General features: G+C 64.6%; 23 protein-coding genes. 10 read left to right on the forward strand and 13 right to left on the reverse strand.

Annotation, left to right across the window (positions count from 1 at the left end):
- Nucleotides 1-119: 119 nt before the first annotated feature.
- Together pdxR and ACODSP_RS20705 are read right to left on the reverse strand one after the other, a co-directional pair.
- A complete protein-coding gene (gene pdxR / locus ACODSP_RS20700) occupies nucleotides 120-1,649 on the reverse strand; it encodes a MocR-like pyridoxine biosynthesis transcription factor PdxR (protein ID WP_488967438.1) in 1,530 nt (509 codons plus the stop codon).
- Nucleotides 1,650-1,985: 336 nt separating this feature from the next.
- On the reverse strand, nucleotides 1,986-2,288 hold the full coding sequence (locus tag ACODSP_RS20705; protein ID WP_102110741.1) for a hypothetical protein: 303 nt from the start codon (nucleotides 2,286-2,288) through the stop codon (nucleotides 1,986-1,988).
- Nucleotides 2,289-2,486: 198 nt separating this feature from the next.
- Here ACODSP_RS20705 and ACODSP_RS20710 point away from each other — a divergent pair, with 198 nt between their 5' ends.
- Complete coding sequence (locus ACODSP_RS20710; RefSeq protein WP_054170135.1) at nucleotides 2,487-3,206, forward strand: response regulator; 720 nt, start codon at nucleotides 2,487-2,489, stop codon at nucleotides 3,204-3,206.
- Nucleotides 3,203-4,522 (forward strand): ATP-binding protein, encoded by a 1,320-nt coding sequence (locus ACODSP_RS20715; RefSeq protein ID WP_488967439.1) that lies wholly within the window; start codon nucleotides 3,203-3,205, stop codon nucleotides 4,520-4,522. Before ACODSP_RS20710 ends, ACODSP_RS20715 begins: the two co-directional genes overlap by 4 nt.
- 40 nt (nucleotides 4,523-4,562) lie before the next feature.
- On the opposite strand, the gene ACODSP_RS20720 is transcribed toward ACODSP_RS20715, so the two are convergent.
- Nucleotides 4,563-5,390, reverse strand: a complete 828-nt coding sequence (locus ACODSP_RS20720; RefSeq protein ID WP_488967440.1) for a MipA/OmpV family protein — start codon at nucleotides 5,388-5,390, stop codon at nucleotides 4,563-4,565.
- 283 nt (nucleotides 5,391-5,673) lie between these two features.
- Between ACODSP_RS20720 and ACODSP_RS20725 the strand changes: the two genes are divergently transcribed.
- Nucleotides 5,674-6,855, forward strand: coding sequence for a M20 aminoacylase family protein (locus tag ACODSP_RS20725; protein ID WP_488967441.1), 1,182 nt, complete (start codon nucleotides 5,674-5,676; stop codon nucleotides 6,853-6,855).
- A 4-nt stretch (nucleotides 6,856-6,859) separates the two neighbouring features.
- The gene (locus ACODSP_RS20730) at nucleotides 6,860-7,387 is read left to right on the forward strand and encodes a protease complex subunit PrcB family protein (protein WP_488967442.1); all 528 of its coding nucleotides are present in this window, start codon (nucleotides 6,860-6,862) and stop codon (nucleotides 7,385-7,387) included.
- Between the two features lie 23 nt (nucleotides 7,388-7,410).
- Here the strand turns inward: ACODSP_RS20730 and ACODSP_RS20735 are convergent, their stop codons facing one another.
- Nucleotides 7,411-8,811 carry a PleD family two-component system response regulator gene (locus tag ACODSP_RS20735; protein WP_488967443.1) on the reverse strand — a complete coding sequence of 467 codons (1,401 nt, stop codon included), beginning with the start codon at nucleotides 8,809-8,811 and terminating at the stop codon, nucleotides 7,411-7,413.
- Between the two features lie 35 nt (nucleotides 8,812-8,846).
- On the reverse strand, nucleotides 8,847-9,251 hold the full coding sequence (locus tag ACODSP_RS20740) for a response regulator (protein WP_102110746.1): 405 nt from the start codon (nucleotides 9,249-9,251) through the stop codon (nucleotides 8,847-8,849).
- Nucleotides 9,252-9,344: 93 nt separating this feature from the next.
- On the opposite strand from ACODSP_RS20740, the gene ACODSP_RS20745 reads away from it, so the two are divergent.
- Nucleotides 9,345-10,676, forward strand: coding sequence for a DNA polymerase IV (locus ACODSP_RS20745; protein WP_488967444.1), 1,332 nt, complete (start codon nucleotides 9,345-9,347; stop codon nucleotides 10,674-10,676).
- Here ACODSP_RS20745 and ACODSP_RS20750 read toward each other — a convergent pair whose 3' ends face one another.
- The 3 genes from ACODSP_RS20750 to ACODSP_RS20760 form a co-directional block, all read right to left on the reverse strand.
- Nucleotides 10,677-11,306 carry an outer membrane protein gene (locus ACODSP_RS20750; RefSeq protein ID WP_488967445.1) on the reverse strand — a complete coding sequence of 210 codons (630 nt, stop codon included), beginning with the start codon at nucleotides 11,304-11,306 and terminating at the stop codon, nucleotides 10,677-10,679.
- A 158-nt stretch (nucleotides 11,307-11,464) separates the two neighbouring features.
- Nucleotides 11,465-12,514, reverse strand: coding sequence for an aspartyl protease family protein (locus tag ACODSP_RS20755; RefSeq protein WP_488967446.1), 1,050 nt, complete (start codon nucleotides 12,512-12,514; stop codon nucleotides 11,465-11,467).
- Between the two features lie 248 nt (nucleotides 12,515-12,762).
- Nucleotides 12,763-14,085, reverse strand: a complete 1,323-nt coding sequence (locus ACODSP_RS20760; protein ID WP_488967447.1) for a hypothetical protein — start codon at nucleotides 14,083-14,085, stop codon at nucleotides 12,763-12,765.
- Between the two features lie 336 nt (nucleotides 14,086-14,421).
- Between ACODSP_RS20760 and ACODSP_RS20765 the strand changes: the two genes are divergently transcribed.
- On the forward strand, nucleotides 14,422-15,132 hold the full coding sequence (locus tag ACODSP_RS20765; protein WP_488967448.1) for a fused DSP-PTPase phosphatase/NAD kinase-like protein: 711 nt from the start codon (nucleotides 14,422-14,424) through the stop codon (nucleotides 15,130-15,132).
- A gap of 11 nt (nucleotides 15,133-15,143) precedes the next feature.
- On the opposite strand, the gene ACODSP_RS20770 is transcribed toward ACODSP_RS20765, so the two are convergent.
- From ACODSP_RS20770 to ACODSP_RS20785, 4 genes are all read right to left on the reverse strand, one after another.
- On the reverse strand, nucleotides 15,144-15,698 hold the full coding sequence (locus ACODSP_RS20770) for a universal stress protein (protein ID WP_488967449.1): 555 nt from the start codon (nucleotides 15,696-15,698) through the stop codon (nucleotides 15,144-15,146).
- Nucleotides 15,699-15,754: 56 nt separating this feature from the next.
- Nucleotides 15,755-16,189: a CBS domain-containing protein gene (locus tag ACODSP_RS20775; RefSeq protein ID WP_054170124.1), complete on the reverse strand. Its 435-nt coding sequence runs from the start codon at nucleotides 16,187-16,189 to the stop codon at nucleotides 15,755-15,757.
- Nucleotides 16,190-16,269: 80 nt separating this feature from the next.
- Nucleotides 16,270-17,541, reverse strand: coding sequence for an RNA polymerase sigma factor (locus tag ACODSP_RS20780; protein ID WP_488967450.1), 1,272 nt, complete (start codon nucleotides 17,539-17,541; stop codon nucleotides 16,270-16,272).
- The gene (locus tag ACODSP_RS20785) at nucleotides 17,534-17,887 is read right to left on the reverse strand and encodes a YciI family protein (protein ID WP_488967451.1); all 354 of its coding nucleotides are present in this window, start codon (nucleotides 17,885-17,887) and stop codon (nucleotides 17,534-17,536) included. The genes ACODSP_RS20780 and ACODSP_RS20785 overlap by 8 nt, the downstream gene beginning before the upstream one ends.
- A 146-nt stretch (nucleotides 17,888-18,033) precedes the next feature.
- On the opposite strand from ACODSP_RS20785, the gene ACODSP_RS20790 reads away from it, so the two are divergent.
- Nucleotides 18,034-18,216, forward strand: coding sequence for a hypothetical protein (locus ACODSP_RS20790; RefSeq protein WP_488967452.1), 183 nt, complete (start codon nucleotides 18,034-18,036; stop codon nucleotides 18,214-18,216).
- Between the two features lie 72 nt (nucleotides 18,217-18,288).
- Here the strand turns inward: ACODSP_RS20790 and ACODSP_RS20795 are convergent, their stop codons facing one another.
- The gene (locus tag ACODSP_RS20795) at nucleotides 18,289-18,492 is read right to left on the reverse strand and encodes a hypothetical protein (RefSeq protein WP_488967453.1); all 204 of its coding nucleotides are present in this window, start codon (nucleotides 18,490-18,492) and stop codon (nucleotides 18,289-18,291) included.
- 110 nt (nucleotides 18,493-18,602) lie between these two features.
- On the opposite strand from ACODSP_RS20795, the gene ACODSP_RS20800 reads away from it, so the two are divergent.
- The 3 genes from ACODSP_RS20800 (at nucleotide 18,603) to ACODSP_RS20810 (ending at nucleotide 21,290) form a co-directional block, all read left to right on the forward strand.
- Complete coding sequence (locus ACODSP_RS20800) at nucleotides 18,603-20,336, forward strand: monovalent cation:proton antiporter-2 (CPA2) family protein (RefSeq protein WP_488967454.1); 1,734 nt, start codon at nucleotides 18,603-18,605, stop codon at nucleotides 20,334-20,336.
- A 136-nt stretch (nucleotides 20,337-20,472) separates the two neighbouring features.
- Nucleotides 20,473-20,814, forward strand: a complete 342-nt coding sequence (locus ACODSP_RS20805; RefSeq protein WP_488967455.1) for an acyl carrier protein — start codon at nucleotides 20,473-20,475, stop codon at nucleotides 20,812-20,814.
- 50 nt (nucleotides 20,815-20,864) lie between these two features.
- Entirely contained in the window at nucleotides 20,865-21,290 is a 426-nt protein-coding gene (locus ACODSP_RS20810; protein WP_488967456.1) for a DUF1489 family protein, read from the forward strand.
- Nucleotides 21,291-21,397: the final 107 nt, after the last annotated feature.

Here is a 21,397-nt window from a genome sequence, read left to right on the forward strand (position 1 = left end):
GAGGCCTGCCCCATGGAACAGGGGTATATTTTCTGTTTCACATGGTTGCACGAACCCGCCCCGGTCGGAGTGAACCTGTGTTCGTCTCCGAATGCCGGGGCGGTGCAACCGTCAGTGTCTTACTCCGCCGGAACCAGCCGGCGGGTCTGCAGCACGCGGTGGGTCTGGGTGCTGCGGGCCTTGTCGATGACGCCGGCCAGACGTTCGGCGGCACGCGACAGGCGTTCCGGCGTGAAGGCGGCATAGCCCAGGACCACGGCCCCCGGATCACCGGCGATTCCGGGTCCGCGCCGGCAGGCGGAGATGGCGGGCAGGGCGATGCGGGCCTGGGCGGCCAGGGCCGACAGGGTTGTGTCGTCCACACCGACTGAGGGGGACAGGCGCCCGACCAGATGCAGGCCGGAACTGGCCGCATCCACCGCGATGGCACCTGACCAGTGGCGTTCGGCGGCGAACAGCAGGGCTTGCTGACGTTCGGCATAGAGGCGGCGGGTGCGGCGCATGTGGCTGGCATAATGGCCTTCCACCAGGAAATCATGCACGGCCATCTGCTCGGGCAGCGGCACATGCATGCCCATGCGGGCGCGCAGGTTCTGCGCAGCCGACACCAGCGATGACGGCACGACCAGCCAGGAAAGGCGTAGGGCCGGCACCAGCGTATTGTCCAGCGCGCCCAGATGCAGGACGCGTTCATTCTCATCCAGCCCCTGCAGGGCCGGCAGGGGACGGCCCGTGTAGCGGTAGCCGCCGTCGCGGTCATCCTCCAGCAGCCAAGCCCCGCTGCGCCGGGCCCAGGCCAGAACGGCCATGCGGCGGCGCAACGGCATGGTGCCCCCGGTCGGGTACTGCCAGCCCGGCGTGACGACTGCCAGCCGCGCATCGGGCGCCAGCCGCGCGCCGCGTTCCGGGTCGATGCCGTCAGCATCCACCGGCACATGGGCGACATTGTAGCCACGATGCGCAAAGGTCAGCGCCTGCAGGGGGCAGCCCGGTTCTTCCAGCCAGACCGTGTCCCCCGCCGTCAGCAGCAGGGTGGCGACAAATTCCAGGCCGGACCGGCGGTCGGGCAGTATCAGGATCTGTTCGGGATCGCACGCAATGCCCCGGCTGGTCTGCAAATGACCGGCCAACACACGGCGCAGCGCGGTCCAGCCGCCGGACGTATCATTGCCCAGCAGCAAACCGCCGGCATCGCGCCAGCGCTTGGCCAGAAGCCGGCGCCAGGTGTCGATATCGAACTGGTCATAGGCCGGCGTGCAGGGCTCGAACGGCAGAAGCTCTGCCCCGGCGGCGGGTACCGGCACGGCGGGCTTAGGCGCGGCGGCCTGCGGCACGCGGGCGGTGTTATTGGGGGCCAGGCGCACGGCGGGTGCCATGGCATCGTCGGGAAGGGTGCGGCAGACAAAGGTGCCGGACCCGATACGGGCTTCCAGATATCCTTCGGATGTCAGCCGGTCCACCGCCGCCACGACCGTATTGCGCGACACGCCCAGATCGGCGGCCAGCGTTCGGGTGGAGGGCAGCCTTTCCCCAGGGCGGATGGCACCATTCACGATGGCGCCGCGCAGACGGTCGAACAGGCGCTGCTGAAGCGGCGTGCCGTCGGAACCGTCGAACAGGGAAAGCAGGGGGCCTTGGCTGAGTTTCATGCGTGGCGACCTCGAAGCGCTCAACCGGGTGTCATTCCGGACCTCGGGCGGAACGGCATCCCGTATCGTTCCGTGATTGGCGGGCAGGAAGGTGGTTATGCCGGCGGACCGGGGCATTGATGGGGTCGCCCATGGGTCCGCCGGCAAACCTTGGAGCGACCGGACAACCGGGGAAGGCCGCTCCACCATCACCGGCGACGGGGCTTGCCGGTGATGATCTCTGTCATGTTCCCTCATGCGCCGGGCGCCGCCATCCGGCGGCTTGGCTTACGCCGCATGGGCGGCGGGCCGGCGGTCGCCGGCCTTCCCCGACCGTGAACATGGTCGGGGAAATGGTTAGCTGACGATCTCGCCGGTGGCGGCGTTGACCTTCAGCGTGGCAAAGCGGATACCGTCAGCGGACTTCAGTTCCACCAGGAAGACGCCATCCTTTTCCCGCACGTCGCCGACGCGACCGAAGCGGTAATTGTTGCTCTTCATCCAGGTCTTGGCGATGTCGCGGGCCTCGGAGCTGGTCACGGGCTCGGTGCGGGTAACGGCGGCCGCAGGCTCCTTTGCCGCGACCTGTGCGCTGTCGCTGGCATGGGCGGCGGTAACGCCAAGGGCCGCGACAAAGGCGAGGGCGATCAGGGTGCGCATTGGTGCTTTCCTCTTCATCTCTGACTTCCGGTTGCCGGTTGTTTCCGGCGACAGGCTCATCTGAACACCCACGCTTTGCCGTTGCATGACGGGAAAAGGGGCTTTGTGAAACACTCTGTTTCCAAAGGCCCAGGACGTTACATTGTGGTAACAACATGGCCGTCGGCAGCCCGTCTGCCCTTCGATTATGATAGCGACATGACCGAGAGCAGCACCCACCTCCTGGTCGTCGATGACGACCGTGAAATCCGCGATCTGCTGACGCGCTATCTGACGCGCCATGGCTACCGTGTGACGGCGGCCAAGGACGGGCAGGAGATGCGCCGTTATCTGGCTGATCGCAATATCGACCTGATCGTCCTGGATCTGATGATGCCGGGCGAGGATGGTCTGTCGCTTTGCCGCGCCGTACGCGCCGATGGCGGTCCGCCCGTCGTCATGCTGTCGGCCATGGGGGAGGATGCGGACCGCATCCTGGGCCTGGAGATCGGGGCCGACGATTACCTGCCCAAGCCGTTCAACCCGCGTGAACTGGTGGCCCGTATCAAGGCCGTGCTGCGCCGGGCCGCGGCCCCATCGGGTGCGGCACAGGTGACGGCGGGCGCCATCAATTTCGCGGGCTTCACCCTGGATCAGGCGCAGCGCCGTCTGACCGACGCCAAGGGGGAGGAGGTCACGCTGACCGCTGGTGAGTATGAGCTGCTGGTGGCGCTGGCCACCCGCCCGCGCCGGGTTCTGTCGCGCGATGACCTGCTGGAGATCACGCGGGGCCGGTCGGCCGGTCCCTTCGACCGGTCCATCGATGTGCAGATCAGCCGTCTGCGCCGCAAGATCGAGATCGACCCCGCCGAACCGACCATCATCAAGACGGTGCGGTCGGGCGGCTATATCTTCTCACCCGAGGTGCCGGCATCATGAGGGCGCTCACCGACCGCATGTCCTATTCGATCTTCGCCGTGCTGGTCGGTGGCATCCTGTTATCCCAGGCCATCGCCCTGGGCCTGTACCGGTCCGACCGGGCGGAGGCCGTGGCCGATGCCGAGGGCGGGCAGCTTGCCAATTGCCTGGCCGGATTCGCGCAGGTGATCGAGGAGCAGCCGACCGAGGTACGCCTCTCCGTCCTGCGCGGCCTGAAGGAACGCGAACTGACGGTGCGGACCAGTGCCGGCCATACCGTCCTGCTGGACGTTTACGAGAAGCAGCCCAAGACGCCGGGCAAGCCGGAAATGTCCCCGGCTGTGTCCATCCCGCCCTTCGGCCTGCCCGTGCCGCCCCCGCCGCAGCCCAATGTGATCGAGGTGTCGCGGCAGCTGAAGGACGGCACCTGGATGCGCTTCCATGCGCCCGTCACGGCCACCGACGCCTTGCGGGAACCGGGCTTCATCGCGTCCCTGGGCGGATCGGCGGCGGTCGCCATCCTGCTGTCGGCCTGGGTTCTGGGCTTTACGACCCGGCCCCTGCGCCGGTTCGCGGCGGCGGCCAACCGGCTGGGCATCGACATGAACGCCCCCTCGCTGGACGAGGCGGGTCCGCGTGAGGTGCGGCTGGCCGCATCGGCCTTCAACAAGATGCAGCGGCGCCTGCGCGCCTTCGTGGAGGACCGGACCCGCATGCTGGCGGCGGTCAGCCACGATCTGCGCACGCCTTTGACCCGCCTGCGCCTGCGTGCCGAGTTCATCGACGACGATATCGTGCGCGACAAGATGCTGGAGGATCTGGCCGAGATGGAGGCCATGATCGGCTCCACCCTGGCCTTTGCCCGAGACGAGGCCGCCAAGGAAGCCATCGAGCCGCTGGAGCTGAACGCGCTGCTGGCCCGACTGGGTGAGGATATGCGCGATGCCGGCAAGCCGGTGGGCGTGACGCCGGCCCCGTTCTCCATCCCCATTGCGGGCCGTCGCATGGCGCTGCGCCGCGCGCTGGGTAACCTCATGGAAAACGCCGTCAAATATGGGCAGGCGGCGCAGGTCGCCCTGGCCGTGACGGGGGAGAATGTCACCATCACCATCGATGATGAAGGGCCCGGCATTCCCGAAATCGAGTTCGAGAATGTGTTCCGGCCCTTCTTCCGGCTGGAGGCGTCGCGGTCCCGCGATACGGGCGGCACGGGCCTTGGCCTCTCGGTGGCCAATGACATCATCCGGGCGCATGGCGGCGAAATCCGTCTGTCGAATCGGCCCGAGGGCGGGTTGCGGGTGACCATTGTGCTGCCGGTGGAACCCAGCGTGGCATGAATGATGGGGGTGGGCGCAATCACGCCCGCCCCCACCTTCGTCAAAACGTGTAGGACAGGCCAAGGCCGCCCATGAACTGGTCGCGGCTGCCATTATCCTTCACGAACGGGCTGTCGGCAGCGTCGCCCAGCAGGCGGGAATAGCCCGCGAAGCCCGTGACGGACCAGTTTTCGTCCAGCGGATGGATCATGATGGCCGTCAGCCCGGCATTCTTGAACCCGGCATCGGCCTTGTATCCTGTGCGCGATCCAGGCAGCACCAGCTGTGTCGGGTTGGTGGGGGCCAGGCGGTCCACGGTCGTGCTGAAATAGGAGTTCATGTAATCGTCGCTGGCCCAGGTCAGCGAGGGGCCGATCATCAGCATGGTGCGTCCGACCGGGTTCAACATCCAGGTGGCCGACAGCGTCGCCTCGGTGCCCTTGTGCCCGTCACCCAGAAGATCGGTGCCGACATCGACCGACAGCATCAGTTGATCAACCGTGTATTCCGCGAAGATATGGCCGACCGCCGTGTCGCCGACATTGCGATAGCCGGTCAGGGCCTTATCCTTCTTCGACTTACGCCCGCCATCGAACGCGACAGAAGCACCCAATGTCAGGTTATCGGTGCTGATCAGATTGGCGCCCAGCCCCTGACGGGACAGGAAGAACCGGTCATAGGTGATTTCGATATCAGGAACAGGCCTGACCTTGTAGTTGTCGGACCCTTCATATTCCGGCATCACGAAGCCGAACGTGCCCAACCGCACGTACCAGCCATCATCGTCGGATGAGGGCCGCTGGGCTAGGGCGCCCGAGGCACAGGTGAGCGAAAGCAGGGCGGACATGGCTGCCACCATGCGCATCCGCCCGATCGAACGGGTGTTCATTATTTTCTCTCCGATCCATGAAGCGGCACCGGCCCGTTGCCCCAGCCATCGCCGCGCCGGCACTGTGACAAAGCGCCCGAGCGGCAGATGTGACGGGCGTCACCGAAATGAACAATGCTCAAAATATTCATCTTTGCTCTTTCAGTGATGTTTCCCCGGTTCCCAGCAGAGAGTTAAGCCGATAAACTACCCGTCAATGTCGCTTGCGACTTTTCGTGTGACCAGGGCGGCCGTCGAGGCCTTGATCAACAAGGACGTTGCCGCCTGCCGGAGTTCAGGGACCATGCCCATCATCAACCGTATCGCCGATTTCCACGCCGACATGACCGCGTGGCGCCACCATATCCATGAGAATCCCGAGACCGCGTTTGAGGAGTTCAAAACCTCCGATTTCGTGGCGGAAAAGCTGAAGACCTTTGGGATCGAGGTGCATCGCGGCATCGCGGGCACGGGTCTGGTCGGCGTGCTGCATGGCAAGGACGGGCCGAACGGCAAGGCGGTCGGCCTGCGTGCCGACATGGACGCGCTGAACATGGATGAGGGCAACACCTTTGCCCATGCCAGCAAGATTCCCGGCAAGATGCATGGCTGCGGCCATGACGGCCACACGACCATGCTTCTGGGCGCGGCCCGCTATCTGTCGGAGACGCGCAATTTCAGCGGTACGGTCAATTTCATCTTTCAGCCTGCCGAAGAAGGGGCCGGTGGTGGCCGCCGCATGGTGGAAGAGGGGCTGTTCGACCGGTTCCCCTGCGACATGATCTTCGGCATGCATAACTGGCCCGACCTGCCCCCCGGTGAGATGGTGGTGAAGGCTGGCCCGATCATGGCCGGCGCCGATCAGTTCGAGATCAGGGTGGCGGGCAAGGGCGGTCATGCGGCCCTGCCGCACCATGCCATCGACCCGGTGGTCATTGCCGCCCATATCGTGACGGCCACGCAGACCATCGTCAGCCGCAATGTCAGCCCCATCGAAAGCGGCGTCATCTCCATCACCCAGATCCATGCGGGCAGCGCCTATAATGTCATCCCGCAGGAAGTGATCATGCGCGGCACCGTCCGCGCACTCAGCCACGAGGTGCGCGACCAGCTGGAAAATGGTCTGCGCCGCATCGTGGAGACGTTGCCGGTGGCTTTTGGATCCAGCGCCACGCTGACTTATCGCCGGGGCTATCCGCCCACGGTCAATCATGAGGGTGCCCCCACCAATCTGGCGGCCCGCGTCGCGGCTGAACTGGTTGGCGCCGACAAGGTTTATGACAATGTCGGCCCCAGCATGGGGGCAGAGGATTTCGCCTTCATGCTGCAGGAGCGTCCGGGTTGTTATGTCTGGATGGGCCAGGGTGGGGCGGCGCTGGGCTGCCTGCTGCACAACCCGGCCTATGATTTCAATGATGAGATCCTGCCGCTGGGCACCAGCTACTGGGCAAAGCTGGTGGAAACGGCGCTGCCGGTGGCGGCGTGACGCCATGATGCGGGGGATCGACGGGAAGGCCAGGGCGGCACTGACCGTTCTGGCCGTGGCGATGCCTCTGGCCCTTGCCGGCTGCGGCGGCGGGGCCGGGGCGTGGCTGGCGGGCGAAACGGCGGGTGCGGTGTCCGGCATGTCTGGCGATACACCACCGCCCCTGGCCGCGCGTGCCATGTGGCGGGCGGAAAATGCCCGCGCACAGTCGCAATCCTTCCTGGCGGCCCGCAATGATGCGGAATGGACGGCCCTGTGGGACTTGGCGGGCCGGTCGCCGCCCGGTCGCCTGCCGCCGGATCAGATGGCGCTGGGCGTGTTCTTAGGCACGCGCACGACCACCGGTTATTCCGTCGATATTCTGCGCCTGCGCCCCGAACGGCGCGACGGGCAGCGTGACCGGCTGGTGGTGGAGTATCGGGAGGTAACGCCCCCCGATGGCCTGATCACGGCGCAGGTCCTGACCAGTCCCTATGCCATCATCCTGGTCGACCGCAGCGACGCGGCGGTGCGATACAACCGGATGCCGTAAGGGGGGCGGGCGCGCCGCACCCCTTATTCCCCGGCGCCATCCATGACCACGCGGTTGCGACCGCTACGCTTGGCCTGATACAGGGCCGTATCGGCGCGGCGCAGCAAGGCGTCGCCTGATTCGGGCTTACCCTCGGCATCCAGCGTCCAGTCGGCCAGGGCCACGCCGATGGAGATGGTGACATCGATCTTGCCCACCGGTGCCGACACCGCGAACGGTTCCTCTGCGATGCGGCGGCGCAGACGTTCGGCAACGGCCATGGCCTGACTACCGTCCGTGTCGGGCATGACGACGACGAATTCCTCCCCCCCCAAACGGGCGACAAGGTCGAAATTGCGCAGGTTGCGGCTGGCGCGCTGCGCCACTTCCTTCAACACCTCGTCACCCACGCCATGGCCCCAGGTGTCGTTGACCACCTTGAAATGGTCGATATCGAACAGCAGGGCCGACACCGGCTTGTTATTGCCGCCCGACCGGTCCAGCAGGCGGGGCAGGTGGGCCGACAGGTAACGGCGGTTGAACAGGCCCGTCAGGCTGTCGGTCAGCGCCATGGACAGGCTGGCCTCATAATTGGCGCGCAGCTTGTCCTGATAGCGCTTACGCCGCACCTGGGTGCGGGTGCGGGCCAGCAGTTCGTTCCGGTCAATGGGCTTGATCAGATAATCATTGGCGCCCAGTTCCAGACCCTTGGCGATCCGGTCCATGTCCGTCTCGTCCGCCAGCAGCAGGATGGGGATCTGGCGCGTCTTCTCATGGCTGCGCAGCTGCGAGCAGAGGCGAAGCCCATCCTCGCGCATCAGCGTCAGGGAGATGACGATCAGCTCAAACTCTTCCGCCAGGGCCAGTTCCAGGCCGCCGGCGCAGGTGTCGGTGTCGGTCACCACGTCGCGGTCGCGGGCCACAGTCTCCACGATCTTGTCCAGATCGATGGCGCTGTCCTCCACCACCAGCACCCTGGCGGCCTCCGCCGTCTGCGTATGCACCGAATCGGTGGAGACCAGCATGCCCAGCTGACCCGACGTGCTTTCGCGCAGGCGCCATTCGTCGGTCATCATCTTCAGACGGACCAGCGAACGGACGCGGGCGAACAGGGCCACGTCGTTGACGGGCTTGGTCAGGAAATCATCGGCCCCCGCCTCCAGCCCGCGCACGCGGTCGGATGCGTCTGACAGGGCGGTCACCATGACGACAGGAATGTGCATGATGGCCGGGTCGGCGCGGATTTTCTCGCACACCTCGAACCCGTCCATGCCAGGCATCATCACGTCCAGCAGCACGATGTCGGGGTGCTGGGCATGAATACGCTCCAGGGCCTCCGGCCCTGAATTGGCGGTGACGACGTCGAAATATTCCCTGGTCAGCTTGGCTGCCAGCAGCTTCACATTGGGTAGAACGTCATCAACGACAAGGACCCGAGCCGACATGGTTCACACACCCACCGGCCTGGTCTTCCAAGCCGTCAAAGGAAACGTTGCACCGTCTGGAGAAACTTCGCGACGGAGATTGGCTTGGCGATGTAATCCTCGCAACCACCTTCGCGGATTTTCTCCTCATCCCCCTTCATGGCGAAGGCGGTGACGGCGACCACAGGGATCGCCTTCAGATCATCATCTTCCTTCAACCACTTGGTAACCTCAAGCCCGGATACCTCGGGAAGCTGTATATCCATGAGGATAAGGTCGGGGCGATGCAGCCGCGCCATGCGCAGCGCCTCCATCCCGTCCTTGGTCTGCAATGTCGCATAGCCGTGCGCTTCCAGCAGATCGTGGAAGAGCTTCATATTCAGCTCATTATCCTCCACGATCAGCACGCGCCGGGGGCGTGGTGCGGTCGCGTCTTCACCCTGGACATTGTCAACACTCATCGGCACGGCTTCGCCTTCCTTATGCTCACAGGGCATGATGCCATTAGACTGCGACAGTTCTTAACCATTCGTTACCATCTGACATCATCCACCATGCCAGCAGACCCGCCAACCCCCGTTTCCAGCCAGAGACCGGATGCCCTGTGCCGCGATTGCGGGCAGGCGCAGATGGCGGCCCGCCGCTGTGGTGCCTGCGGGTCGGTGCGGGTGGTGAAGCATGCGGAACTGCATAGCCTTTCCATCGCCCATATCGATTGCGACGCCTTCTATGCCAGCGTGGAAAAGCGGGACCGGCCGGAACTGGCCGACCAGCCGGTGATCGTGGGTGGCGGGCATCGGGGCGTCGTGTCCGCCTGCTGCTATATCGCGCGGCTTTATGGCGTGCGCTCCGCCATGCCGATGTTCAAGGCCTTGCAGCTTTGCCCGCAGGCGACCGTCATCAAGCCCGACATGCGCAAATATGTGACGGTCGGGCGTGATGTGCGGGCCCTGATGCAGGAGACGACGCCGCTGGTGGAGGCCATCTCCATCGACGAGGCCTTCCTGGACCTCACGGGCACGGAGTTGTTGCATGGCGGCAGCCCGGCGCGCACCCTGGTCCGGCTGGTGCGGCGGATCGAGACGGAGATCGGGGTGACCGCCTCTATCGGCCTGTCGCACAACAAGTTCCTGGCCAAGCTGGCCAGCGACCTGGATAAGCCGCGCGGATTCGCCATCATCGGCAAGGCGGAAACCCTGTCCTTTCTGGCCCCCCGGCCCGTGGGCATGATCTGGGGCGTGGGCAAGGCGCTGGCCACCAAGATGGAGGGGGAGGGTATCCGCACCATCGGCCAGATTCGCGAAATGGAGATGAAGGAACTGGTGCGCCGTTATGGCTCCATGGGCATGCGGCTCTACCATTTTTCCCGCGGGCAGGATGATCGCCGCGTCACCCCGCACAGCCCGATGAAAAGCATCTCCTCTGAAACCACCTTCAACACCGATCTGTCGGCGCTGGAGGAGCTGGAGCGGGAATTATGGCCGCTGGCGGAGAAGGTGTCGAAACGGATGAAGGCCGGGGGGCATGCCGGCCTGACGGTCACGCTGAAGCTGAAGACACCGGATTTCAAGCTGATCACCCGTAACCAGCGTCTGACATCCCCAACGCAACTGGCCGACCGTATCTTCCGCACGGGACGTGACCTGCTGCGGGCCGAATGCGATGGGCGGCGGTTCCGACTGCTGGGGATCGGCTGCCACGATCTGACCGACCCGCGTGATGCCGACCCGCCGGATCTGGCCGATCCCGGACAGCTGCAACGGGCCAAGGTGGAACGGGCCATTGATGCCGTGCGGGCCAAGCTGGGCGGTCAGGCAATATCCAAGGGACGCGGATTGCCAGCAGCCGGTGGCAAGGCCGGGCGTGAACCGGTGGAAGGGACCTGATTACTTGCCGAAGGTGAAGCGCACGCCGGCGAGCGCCGACCAGGTCTGGGCCGTGCCATGCGTCGCGAAATCATCTGTGGCGGTAAAGCTGGGCTCCCCACCGCGCACGTAGCGGCCATCGGCAAAGAAGGAGAAGCTGCCGCTGACCGGCACCGACAGGCCGACCACGCCCTGATAGGCAAAGCTATCGGCGCGGGCATCGGAATAGCCCATGGCCAGCCGTTCAGCCTCTGTCCGGGTCCAGCCCATGCCGATCCCGACATAGGGCGTCAGCCAGTCCGTGACCTTCATATTGACGCGGGCATTGGCCATGGTGCCCGGCGATCCGATAGCGCCATCGACGCTGGGTGCCGTCAGCAAAGCCGAATCGCGGTCGCGATAGGCATATTCCAGTTCCAGTCGGAGGCTTTCCATGGGATGCCAGTCGGTGCCGGCGGTCAGACCCGGATTGGCGTTGCCCAATCCATAGGTAGTGGCGTTACCCGCCGCACCACCAACATAGCGACCCGACAATCCCTGAAGATATGCGCTGGGCAGTTCGGAATCGGGCGCGCCCGCATCCTGCGCCAGGGCAGGGGCGGTGACGAGGCCGAAACAAACGGCGAAAAGGGCGGTCTTCAGCGACTTCATGACATCAACTCCGGACCCTTCACTAATAGCCGAGGTCGCATTTGCTGTCATGTCAGGATCAGGGTTAACGCGTCTGTGATTTCTGATCCTCTGCCATGTGTGTCAGTCCCGACACGGAATTTTATTCCCAGTTGGTCACGCGAAGACTTGAACTTGATTCAATCACTCCCCGCCCTTGTTCCGCGATCACCCAGGCGGGAGGGGCCCGGAGGCGCGCCGCTGGCCGTCATCCGCATGCGCAGATGCAGGCTGCCGGTCCCGAAATCCAGGGCGAATCCATCGCTCAGCCCCAGGACGTCCATACCCAGGATAAAGGCCGGTTCATCTTCCAATCCCAGGGCCGTGTAGGCATGGGCATCGACCAGTGTCGCCGGCAGTCCAGAGACGCTGACCGGGCCGATCTTGACGCGCGGCAGCAGGAAGACTTCGCCAACCCGCGTCTCCCCCGCCAGATTGACGACTTCGATATTGCCGACATGGCTGGCGGGTTTGCCGCGTTCCTGCAGGGCCCGCAGCAATACCGGGTTGAACATCGACCGCTCCGCCCCTGTATCGACAAGGCCGTTGACGATCATGCCGCCGATTTCGATGGGCACGATGACCAGCCCGGTCGGATGCACACGGCCCTTCACCGAATCATAACCGGTGGGGGAGTAGCGGCGGGATTGTTCGATCTTGATCTCGTCCCGGCGGAAGCTGACCGACAGGCGCTTGCCCTGCAGGCTGTTGGTTCCCAGTACCCCGCCGGCCCCCGACAGATCGCCGAAGGACAGGACCGGCGTCACCATATCCTCTGCCACGAACCGGCCCATATCGATGCGACCGACCTTCATGGTCGGCATCATCATGGGGCCCAACACGTCATGCACGCGCATCATATTGCCGGTGACCGTGACGTCGGCCCCCATGGCCATCCCCGGCACGGCGGGTACAGGTGGCGGAATGAAACCCAGGGCACGGGCGATATCCATGCCGATCATGGTACCCGAACAACCGGTATCGACCAGAAAACGGACGGGGCCATAGCCATCGACCACCACCGGGGCCAGCACGCGGCCCGCGCGGTCGGGCCGGGTTGGGATGGCATAGATGGGGCCGGGCGGCGGCGGGGGTGGGGTCATTTCCGCCAGTGCGGGGCTGACGCCAGCCAGAAGGAGAGCCAGGGTCTTCGCTATGGCCAGATGTCTGCCGGACAGATATCGCTTCATGACCGCCCCCCTTTGCCAGGCATCTTCCCGTGTGGATCGGAATGCCAATGACAGTTTAATCCAGAATGAAGCCAGTAAAGCCATTAATCATGGCATGGCTTGACCCGTGAAGGTCCGCTTTATCGGGGGTGCGCAGGACCAGCATTGGTGAACATATTTGCGCAGGTGCAATAAAGAAAAGGCCGAACCCAGAGGGTCCGGCCTTCGCTTCAATCGAACAGGATATTGTTCGTATACTTAATACTTTGTTAATTCGCCTTGGCGGCGGGTGCCGCCTGCGGTGCCGTCAGCGGCTCCTTGCCCTTCTCCTTCAGCACTTTCAGAATGCCGGTAGAGGCGGCGTCGGCTTGGGCCTTCTCGGCGTCCGTCGCCTCGTGCGAGAAGACGTTCAGCACGCGAATCGCCTGCTCCTGTCCCGCTTGTTTCGGAAGCTCAATGAGCTGCATGACAATGGCGACATGGATCTTATTGCCGTTGCTGTCACACGATACGGAGCCGGAACGAAGCTGATAGGCCGGCACTTTCTCAATCGCGCCCATGGCGGGCGTGTAGGTGCCCTCACAGCTCTTCTTCAGCTGTTCCATATAGGTGTCGCCGACCTTCGCGAAATCGCCGGCGGCTTCACCCATGGGGAAGCTGCGGACAGCGCCCAGAACCTTTTCACCGATCTGCCAGGCATAGTCACCGGGCCGCTGCTGCGGCGGGATCTTGTCAATCGGAATGGCGCGGGCGCTGGACAGGCCGGCATCGACCAGCAGCTTGGCCAGGGTCGGGGCAATGGCCGGTTCCGTCGGGGCCGGCAGCTTCAGCGTGCCGTCCTTGCCGCCCTTTACGCAGGCGGTCAGGTCGTTCATGGCCTTGGTGGTGCCCTTCAACTGGAAGGAGGCGGTATCGCCCGGCACCTCGATGGTCAGAACCGAACCCGTGGTCAGGCCCTTCAACAGTTCAGCATCATCACCCAGGCCGATGGCCAGGGCGTTGGGCTGGCTGACAACGGCGGCAACCTCGCGGTTGATCTTGCCGTCGATGGACATCTTGATGGGCGCGCGCTGCCCCGTGGGCATCTGGGCACCGGGGATGCCCAGCACCATCTGCGTCCGGTCGGCCGGATTGCGCAGCAGGATCAGGTGCAGATTATTGTCATACTCCACCGAGGCGCCGCACATCTTGAAGCTGCCATCGGAGAAGACCTGTGGCCCGACCTGCCATTCGCCCTTCGGCACGCCGGGCTTGGCCGGCTTCGGCGGGGTCACGGCGGCGGGCCGGGCGGCGGGGGCGCCCTGCGCGGCGGCACCGACGGTGCCGGCGGCGGGACCCTGCGCGGCGGGACGGGGCTGCGGCTGTTGCGGCTGCGGCTGGCCGATGGTTCCGGCGGCGGGACCACCGATGGTGCCCGCGGCGGGGCCACCCTGCGGTTGCTGCGGCTGCACTGCACCGGGCAGGATCAGGCCACTGCCCGCAGCGGGCTGCTGCTGGCTGTTTGATTGGGCGGCGGCGCCACCGGTGACGCACAGCGCAGCGGCGCCGGCAAGCAACAGGTGACGCAGGACGTGCGGCGCGGAAAACGACATGCTGGGAACCACGGGTAACAACCCCTCTGCACATTGGGCGGAGGGACCCTAGGCCGGTTGCAGCGCCAAGGCAAGGGGGCATATGAAGCGCCAAAGTACCAGCAATCGCGCGGCTGATCATCGTTTGAACGGTGCTCAGTCCCTATGCATCGCACCCACCAAAAAATTTTCATCATCCAGGTGGGGTAGGGGGGCAGGTGGCGACGTCATCTAAACATAACCTGAAGGGGTATTTTTGCGCTCGCACCCCTTCGGGCCCCTGTCGTATGTATTGAGGCGTCGGTCAGGGTGGCATCGGGGCGATGCGGTCTGTGACGGCGGGGCGAAGGAACGGGCATGCAGTACGAAGAGACGCGCCTGCGACATGCCGGGATCGGGGTGCCGGAATGGGCACGGTCCGACGATCCGCGCATATTGGCGCGCCGTTATGCCGATATGATGTTCAATGACCATGCCTTCATCCGCATGGCCTATCGCAATTTCCATCGCATCGGGCCGGACATGTACCGGTCCAGCCAGCCGACGCCGGGGCAGATGGATGTTCTGGGCCGCATGGGCATCCGCACCATTCTCAATCTGCGGGGCCGCCGGCCCACCTGCGGCTCCTACTTCTTTGAGGTGCGGGCCGCCGCCCGGCTTGGCATTGATCTGATCGATTTTCCGGTGCGGTCGCGCGATGTGCCGCGCAAGGAAGACCTGTTCGCGGCCCGTGACCTGTTCGCGCGGCTTGACGGTCCGACCGTCATGCATTGCAAGGCCGGCGCGGACCGTGTCGGCCTGATGAGCGTACTGTACCAGTTCGTGCATCTGGGCCTGCCGCTGGAACAGGCGATGGGCCAGCTTTCATGGAAATACGGCCATCTGCGCCAGTCCAAGACGGGCATCCTGGATCATTTCTTCGAATGCTTCCTGGCGACTGGCGGGCGCAGCGTCGATGAATTCTATGCCTGGGTCGAAAATGGCTATGACCCGGTGGCCATGAAGGCCTGCTTTCTGTCCCGCCGCTGGGCCAATGTCATCACGGACAGGCTGCTGCGCCGGGAGTGAGGCCGCAGCCCCTATGCCAAACGATCAATCTGCCTGGTCGTCAGGTTGCCGGGCACGATGACCAGCGGAATATCCAGGGACCCGGCCAGTTCCCCCGCCAGCCAGGAAATCAGCTTGCCCTTGCGCGCCGTCGCGGGGGCGGCCCCCACGACCAGGGCGTGGATATCGCCATCCTCACGAATGGCTTCCAGGATTTCTGACCCGATGCCACCACGCCTGAAATGCAGTTCCGCGATAAGGCCGGTCAGGGCCCAGACCTCTCCGGCCAGATCCTGCAGCAGGCTTTCCGCTTCTTCCCGCTGCTCCGCCTCCATGGTTTCCGCCACGCGCATCCATCCGTGGCAATCGACCGGCTCGCAGACATGCAACAGGGCCAGCAGACCGCCGGTATTGCGGGCCCGCAGGGCGGCAAAGCGCAAGGCGGCCCGGCTTTGCGGACTGCCATCGACACAGACCAGGAACTTGAACCGTTCCGCTGGCGCCGTCTGTTCGGACGGGAGGCCGGGGGATGGAACAGGCTGATCTTCCCGGCGGGGCCAAAGGCCGCCGGACATGGACATGAACATGATCGATCTCCTGTCAGGCAAGGCAGGCGATACGAAAGAAAAGCCAAAGGCCGGGATCAGCCCCGGCCAGCCACGTAATCCCGAAGGCTTTCCACCTCATGGGTATATTCCGCCAGGCGGAACTTCACCACGTCACCGATGGAAATGACGCCGACCAGGATACCGTTCTCCACCACGGGCATGTGGCGGAAACGCCCTTCCGTCATCCGGCTCATGACGGTCGCCACCGTGTCGGTCGGTGTGCAGGACACGACCTTGGCTGTCATCAGCGAGGAGACGGGCTTGTCCATCACACTGGCGCCATGCAGGGCCAGTCCCCGCACAATGTCGCGTTCAGACAGGATGCCCGCAATACCGCCCGCATCATTCAGTACCAAGATGGCGCCGATGCGGTTGCCATGCAGGATATGGGCGACGGTCGATACGCTTTCGTCAGGGCGCGTCGTAATGATGGTGGCGCCCTTGTTCTTCAGGATGGCAGACACATGCATAAGCGGTCCTCCCCTTCCTCTTTCGGGGTGTTAACCCCATGCAAATCAGGGAACGCGATGTTGCGCCGCACGCGCAAGCCTTATTCCACCACCCTGTCCAACCGGGCCAACAGCAATCGCCGATCGGGTTGGTTGATCCCTACCCGGTCGGCGATATCCAGGGCATAGCGAAGCTGTTCCGCCGCCCCCATCCGGTCACCCAGCCGTTCCAGCATGGCCGCCTTTGTCGCGGCGAACAGGGGGTAACGGGCAATCAGCCCATCGCCTTCCAGCGGGGCCAATGCCGCCAGTCCTGCCACCGGACCATCCCGTTCCCCAAGTGCCACCGCCCGGTTCAACAGGGTGACGGGGCCGGGCGCCAGCCGGGACAGCCGATCATAAAGCATCACGATATGTGGCCAGTCGGTGGCTTCCCAGGTCGGTGCCATGGCATGGGCGGCGGCAATCGCGGCCTCGATATGCCAACGGGTCTCGTCGGGGCCTGTCATGCTGGCCTTCAGATGGCGGAAGCCTGCGGCGATCAACCCCTGATGCCATGATCCCCGGTCCTGATCGGCCAGCAGTATTGGCAGCCCGTCATGCCCCTGCCGGGCGGGAAGTCGGGCCGCCGTCAGGCAGGTCAAGGCCGCCATGGCTTCTGCCTCCGGTCGCCCCGTCACCGGGTGGTCAGCCAGATGCCGGGCCAGATGCAGCGCTTCCGACACCAGATCCGCCCGGATCAGGTCCTCACCATCGCTGGTGCCGACCCCTTCATTGAACAGCAGATAGAGTGTGCCCAGCACCGCCTCCAACCGGTCTGGAAGCTCCCGACCGGCGGGGATTGCAAAGGGTACCTTCGCGTCGGCCAGCTTGGCCTTGGCCCGCGTGATCCGCTGCGCCACGGTCGGTTCCGACAGAAGAAAGGCGCGGGCGATCTGTGCGGTGCCCAGGCCGCAGACGGATTTCAAGGTCAGTGCCACCCGCGCTTCCACCGTCAGCACGGGATGGCAGCAGGCAAAGATCAGCCCCAGCTTCTCGTTCGACAGTTCGGCGGCAAAGCGCGAGTCTTCCCCGTTCGCCGCGTCATCAGGCAGGCTGTCGGCCAGATCCTCCGGTGTGACGGGGGCCTTGAAGCGGCGGTGGCGCAGGCCATCCACCGCCTCATTGCGGGCCGCCCGCCATAACCAGCCGGCTGGATTGTCGGGAATGCCCGTGCGCGGCCAGACATGCAGGGCCTTGGTCAGGGCGGATTGCACAATCTCCTCGGCCTCATCCAGCCGTCCGGGACCGAGCAGACGGGCCAGCCGGGCGGTCAGATGCCCGGCCTCCGTGCGGAACAGACCCGCGATCAGCGGTCCTGCTTGCTCAGCCATCGATCATGTCGACCTGCCGGATTTCGACGACCCCATATTTCACATGTGGACAGTCGGCGGCCAAGGTCTCGGCCTCGGCGTAATCGGCAGCCTCAATCATGAAGAAACCACCAACCACTTCCTTGGCTTCGGCAAAGGGGCCGTCGGTTGCCACTAGGCTGCCGGACCGGGCCGAGAGATGGCGCCCACCTTCGTCGCGCAGCTTCTCCCCGCCTGCCAGTTTGCCCGCCTGACCCAGCTTCTGCGCCCAGGCGGCATATTCCTGGATGATTGCCTGCATCTCGTCCGGCGACAGGGCGGCAAAGGTTGCGGGGTTTTCACGCAGGATCAGCATAAACTTGGCCATCTGAAGGCTCCCTCATTCTTCGGGGCCGGCGACCATCGCCGCTCCCAATCCCCCTGACGGTCGAGCTTTGGCCGTTTCGACAGGATTGTCGAAATTTTTTTCACACCCCACTATGGATGAAGACCGGGACCCGTTCGGGGATTGTGATGAAGCTTGAAGATCGTTTGGCCGTGAAGCTGCTGGCACTGGCGTCTGTGCAGCTTGGCAAGGCCGTGAATGAAACCCTGTGCACGGAACCCGATCGCCGGCTGGTCAAGGGATTGCTGTCGGATGTGAAGGAACTGCTGTTGGAATTCGAACAGCAATATTTTCAGGATACGCAGGGTTAGGGCGCGGCCCCCAACATCCCGTTTATCGTGGTGGACCGGCGGGGGCGCAGGCACCCCCGCCGCCCCTTGCCTTCAGGTGCGGCCCACCTGGGCTTTTCTCTTCACATGGTCGGTCGGGCGTGCAGCCCGCCATTCCTTTTCGCGCAGGTCGGCGGCCCCTTGCTCATTGGCATGGGACTGCCTGGCTGCGGGATGCTGCATCGGGCCCAGCTTGGCCCGCGCCTGCCGCCACTCGCTTTCGGCCAGACGGGGAGAGGTGTTGTTCGGCATCGGCATGATCGCCTCCTTTTTGTGAAAAGCGGGTTTCCGCTGGTTCCACTCTCGGCAAATCAACAATCCCCTGCTACCCATGTTCCCGGCAATCGCCCGGCAGGGGAGGGACGGTGGTGGAAGGAAACGATATTGCAGGCCATGCGGCCCACGGCTTTTCCATGGTGGAAGAGACGCTGATGTTCCTGTCCGTCGCCGTCACCTGCATCCTACTCCTTCATCGCCTGCGAATCAGCCCTGTTCTGGGCTATCTGGCCGGCGGCCTGATCTTGGGCCCCTCGGGCTTCGGTGTGGTGACGCTGGAAGAGGATGTGCGCGCCGTTGCGGAACTGGGCGTGGTCTTCCTGCTTTTCCTGATCGGTCTGGAACTGTCGGGCGAACGTCTGCGTGCCCTGCGCCGCTGGGTGTTCGGGCTCGGCCTGGCGCAGTTCCTGGTGACGGGTGTGCTGCTGGGTGTCGTCGGCATTTTCCTGGGTTTGGAGGCGCCGGTGGCGGTTCTGCTGGGCGGGGGGCTTGCCCTGTCTTCCACAGCCGTCGTGGTGCAGTTGCTGATCGAACGTGGTCAGGTGGCCTCGCCCACGGGCCGCGTCACCTTCGCGGTTCTGCTCTTGCAGGATCTGGCTGTCGTCCCGCTGCTGCTTCTGGCCACCACCCTGTCGGGACCGCCGGGACAGTCGGTGCCCCTGGCGCTTGCCATTGCCGTGGGCAAGGCGGTGCTGGCCGTGGCGCTGATCCTGCTGTTGGGCCGCTTCACGCTGGGGCCCCTGCTGCGGGCGGTGGCGGCGACGCGCAGCACGGAATTGTTCACCGCCACCGCCCTGCTGATCGTGCTCGGTACCGGCTGGGCCACGGGGTTGGGTGGGTTGTCGGCGGCGCTGGGCGCCTTTCTGGCCGGGCTGGTCCTGGCCGGGACGGAGTTCCGGCATCAGGCCGAATCAGATATGCAGCCTTTCAAGGGGCTTTTGCTGGGGCTGTTCTTCCTGTCGGTTGGTCTGGGCATCGACGTTGCCGCCATTGCTGACCGCGCGCATTGGATCATTCTGGGCGTTCTGGGTCTCATCACTCTGAAGGCACTGACGGCGGGCCTGCTGGCCCGGGTCTTCGGCGCGCCCCGCGATGTCGCCATCCGCTCGGGCCTGCTGCTGGGGGAGGCGGGGGAGTTCGCCTTCGTGATCATCACGACCGCTGTGGCCGGGCGGCTGATCGATAATGGCTGGGGGCAGACGCTGGCGGCCACGGTGGGCCTGTCCATCGCGGTCACACCTTTCCTGCCGGCCCTGGCCGACCGGCTTGTGGCCCGGTTCGCCCCGCCCTCAGCGCCGTCTGCCGTTGCAGGTGGGGGCGAGGAGGAGCCGCATAACCATGTCATCATCTGCGGGTTCGGTCGCGTGGGCCAGACCGTGGCCGCCCTGATGGCCCGGCAGCAGGTGCCCTTTGTCGGCATCGACATGAATGCCGATCTGGTTCGCCAGCATGCGATAAAGGGCCTTCACATTCTCTATGGTGACAGTGCGCGTCACGAAACCTTGAAGCGGTTGGGCGCCGACCATGCCGTCGCGGCGATCATCACCCTGGATGATCCGCAGGCCGCCGCCCGCACCGTTGCCGCCTTCCGGGACCACTGGCCCGGTCTTCGCCTGTTCGCCCGTGCCCGCGACCGTGCGCATGCGGCGGCCCTGCTGGCCCTGGGCGTGGAGGCCGTGGTGCCAGAAACCTTTGAAAGCAGCCTGGTCCTGGCACGCGGCGCGCTCGAATCACTGGGTGTGCCCTCTGCCGCCGTTGATGAGCTGGTGATGCTCTACCGCGAAACCGACCATGGCATGACCAGGGCTAGTGATGGCCAGACGTGAGCGGGTTTCCTGGGCCTATCCTTCCGCGCCACAAAAAAAGATTAACGCTCTTGGTGGATAGTGCGATGGTTCGCCCGGACGCACGGCACCCGAAAGGGGTAGCCGGGTTCGGCCATACATTGACGGGAGCGGGATCGTGAGCCGGTCCATCGAAGGCGTATCGAACTGGATGCATATGTTCCGCTGGATCGTGAAGCTGATCCGCGATGAATATGGCGTCGATGAAAAGATACTGACCCGCACCGCCATGCTGGAGACCGATTGCGGCCTCTCCATTGAGCAGGTGGAAGAGGTGCTGGAAATCATCGCCGAAAGCTTTGAAGTGCGCTTCCCCTCCGGCACGCTGGATGAAGTGCTGAAGCTGGAAGAATTGTGCATGCTGGCGGCGTGGCTGCGCGGCCTGTTCAAGAAGCCGGAATTCATCTCGGCGGATTTCGAAGGCCGCTGCCGCGCTTCCAACCCGCTTGCCGGGGCCTGATCCCCGGTCCATATCAGATGCCCTGATTTAACATTCGGGCGTATGCCGATATGACCATCCATCTTCTGCGCCTGGCCGTGGGCGCCGAAAGCCTTCAGTCGATGCGTGACTGGCGCCGCGATCACCAGATCACCTGGCAAGGGCGCGCCGTCGTCCCCACCTATACAAAGCGGGCACCGACCCGGACGGCGGAACTGCTAGATGGTGGCTGCATCTATTGGGTGGTGAAGGGCTTTGTGCAGTGCCGTCAGCGTTTCGTCGGCTTTGACATGATCCGCGATGTCGACGGCACCGAATATTGCCGCATGCTGATGGACCCGGAACTGACCGAAACCGTGTCCATGCCCAAGCGCCCGTTTCAGGGCTGGCGCTATCTGAAGCCGGAGGAAGCGCCGGCTGATCTGGGAGAAGGGCAGGGGGGTGATCCTCTGCCGGAACATCTCCTGGCCGAATTGCGGGCTCTGGGGCTGGTCTGAAGAAAAATGCGGCGGCTGCGAAAATAGTTGTTGCAGTGCCCAGTCACCGGGTCTATACCCCGGCTCCCGCTTGGGACGGCGCTTTGCGGTGCTGAGACGAGCGGGGT

This window comes from Niveispirillum sp. FG156 (genome assembly GCF_057809555.1).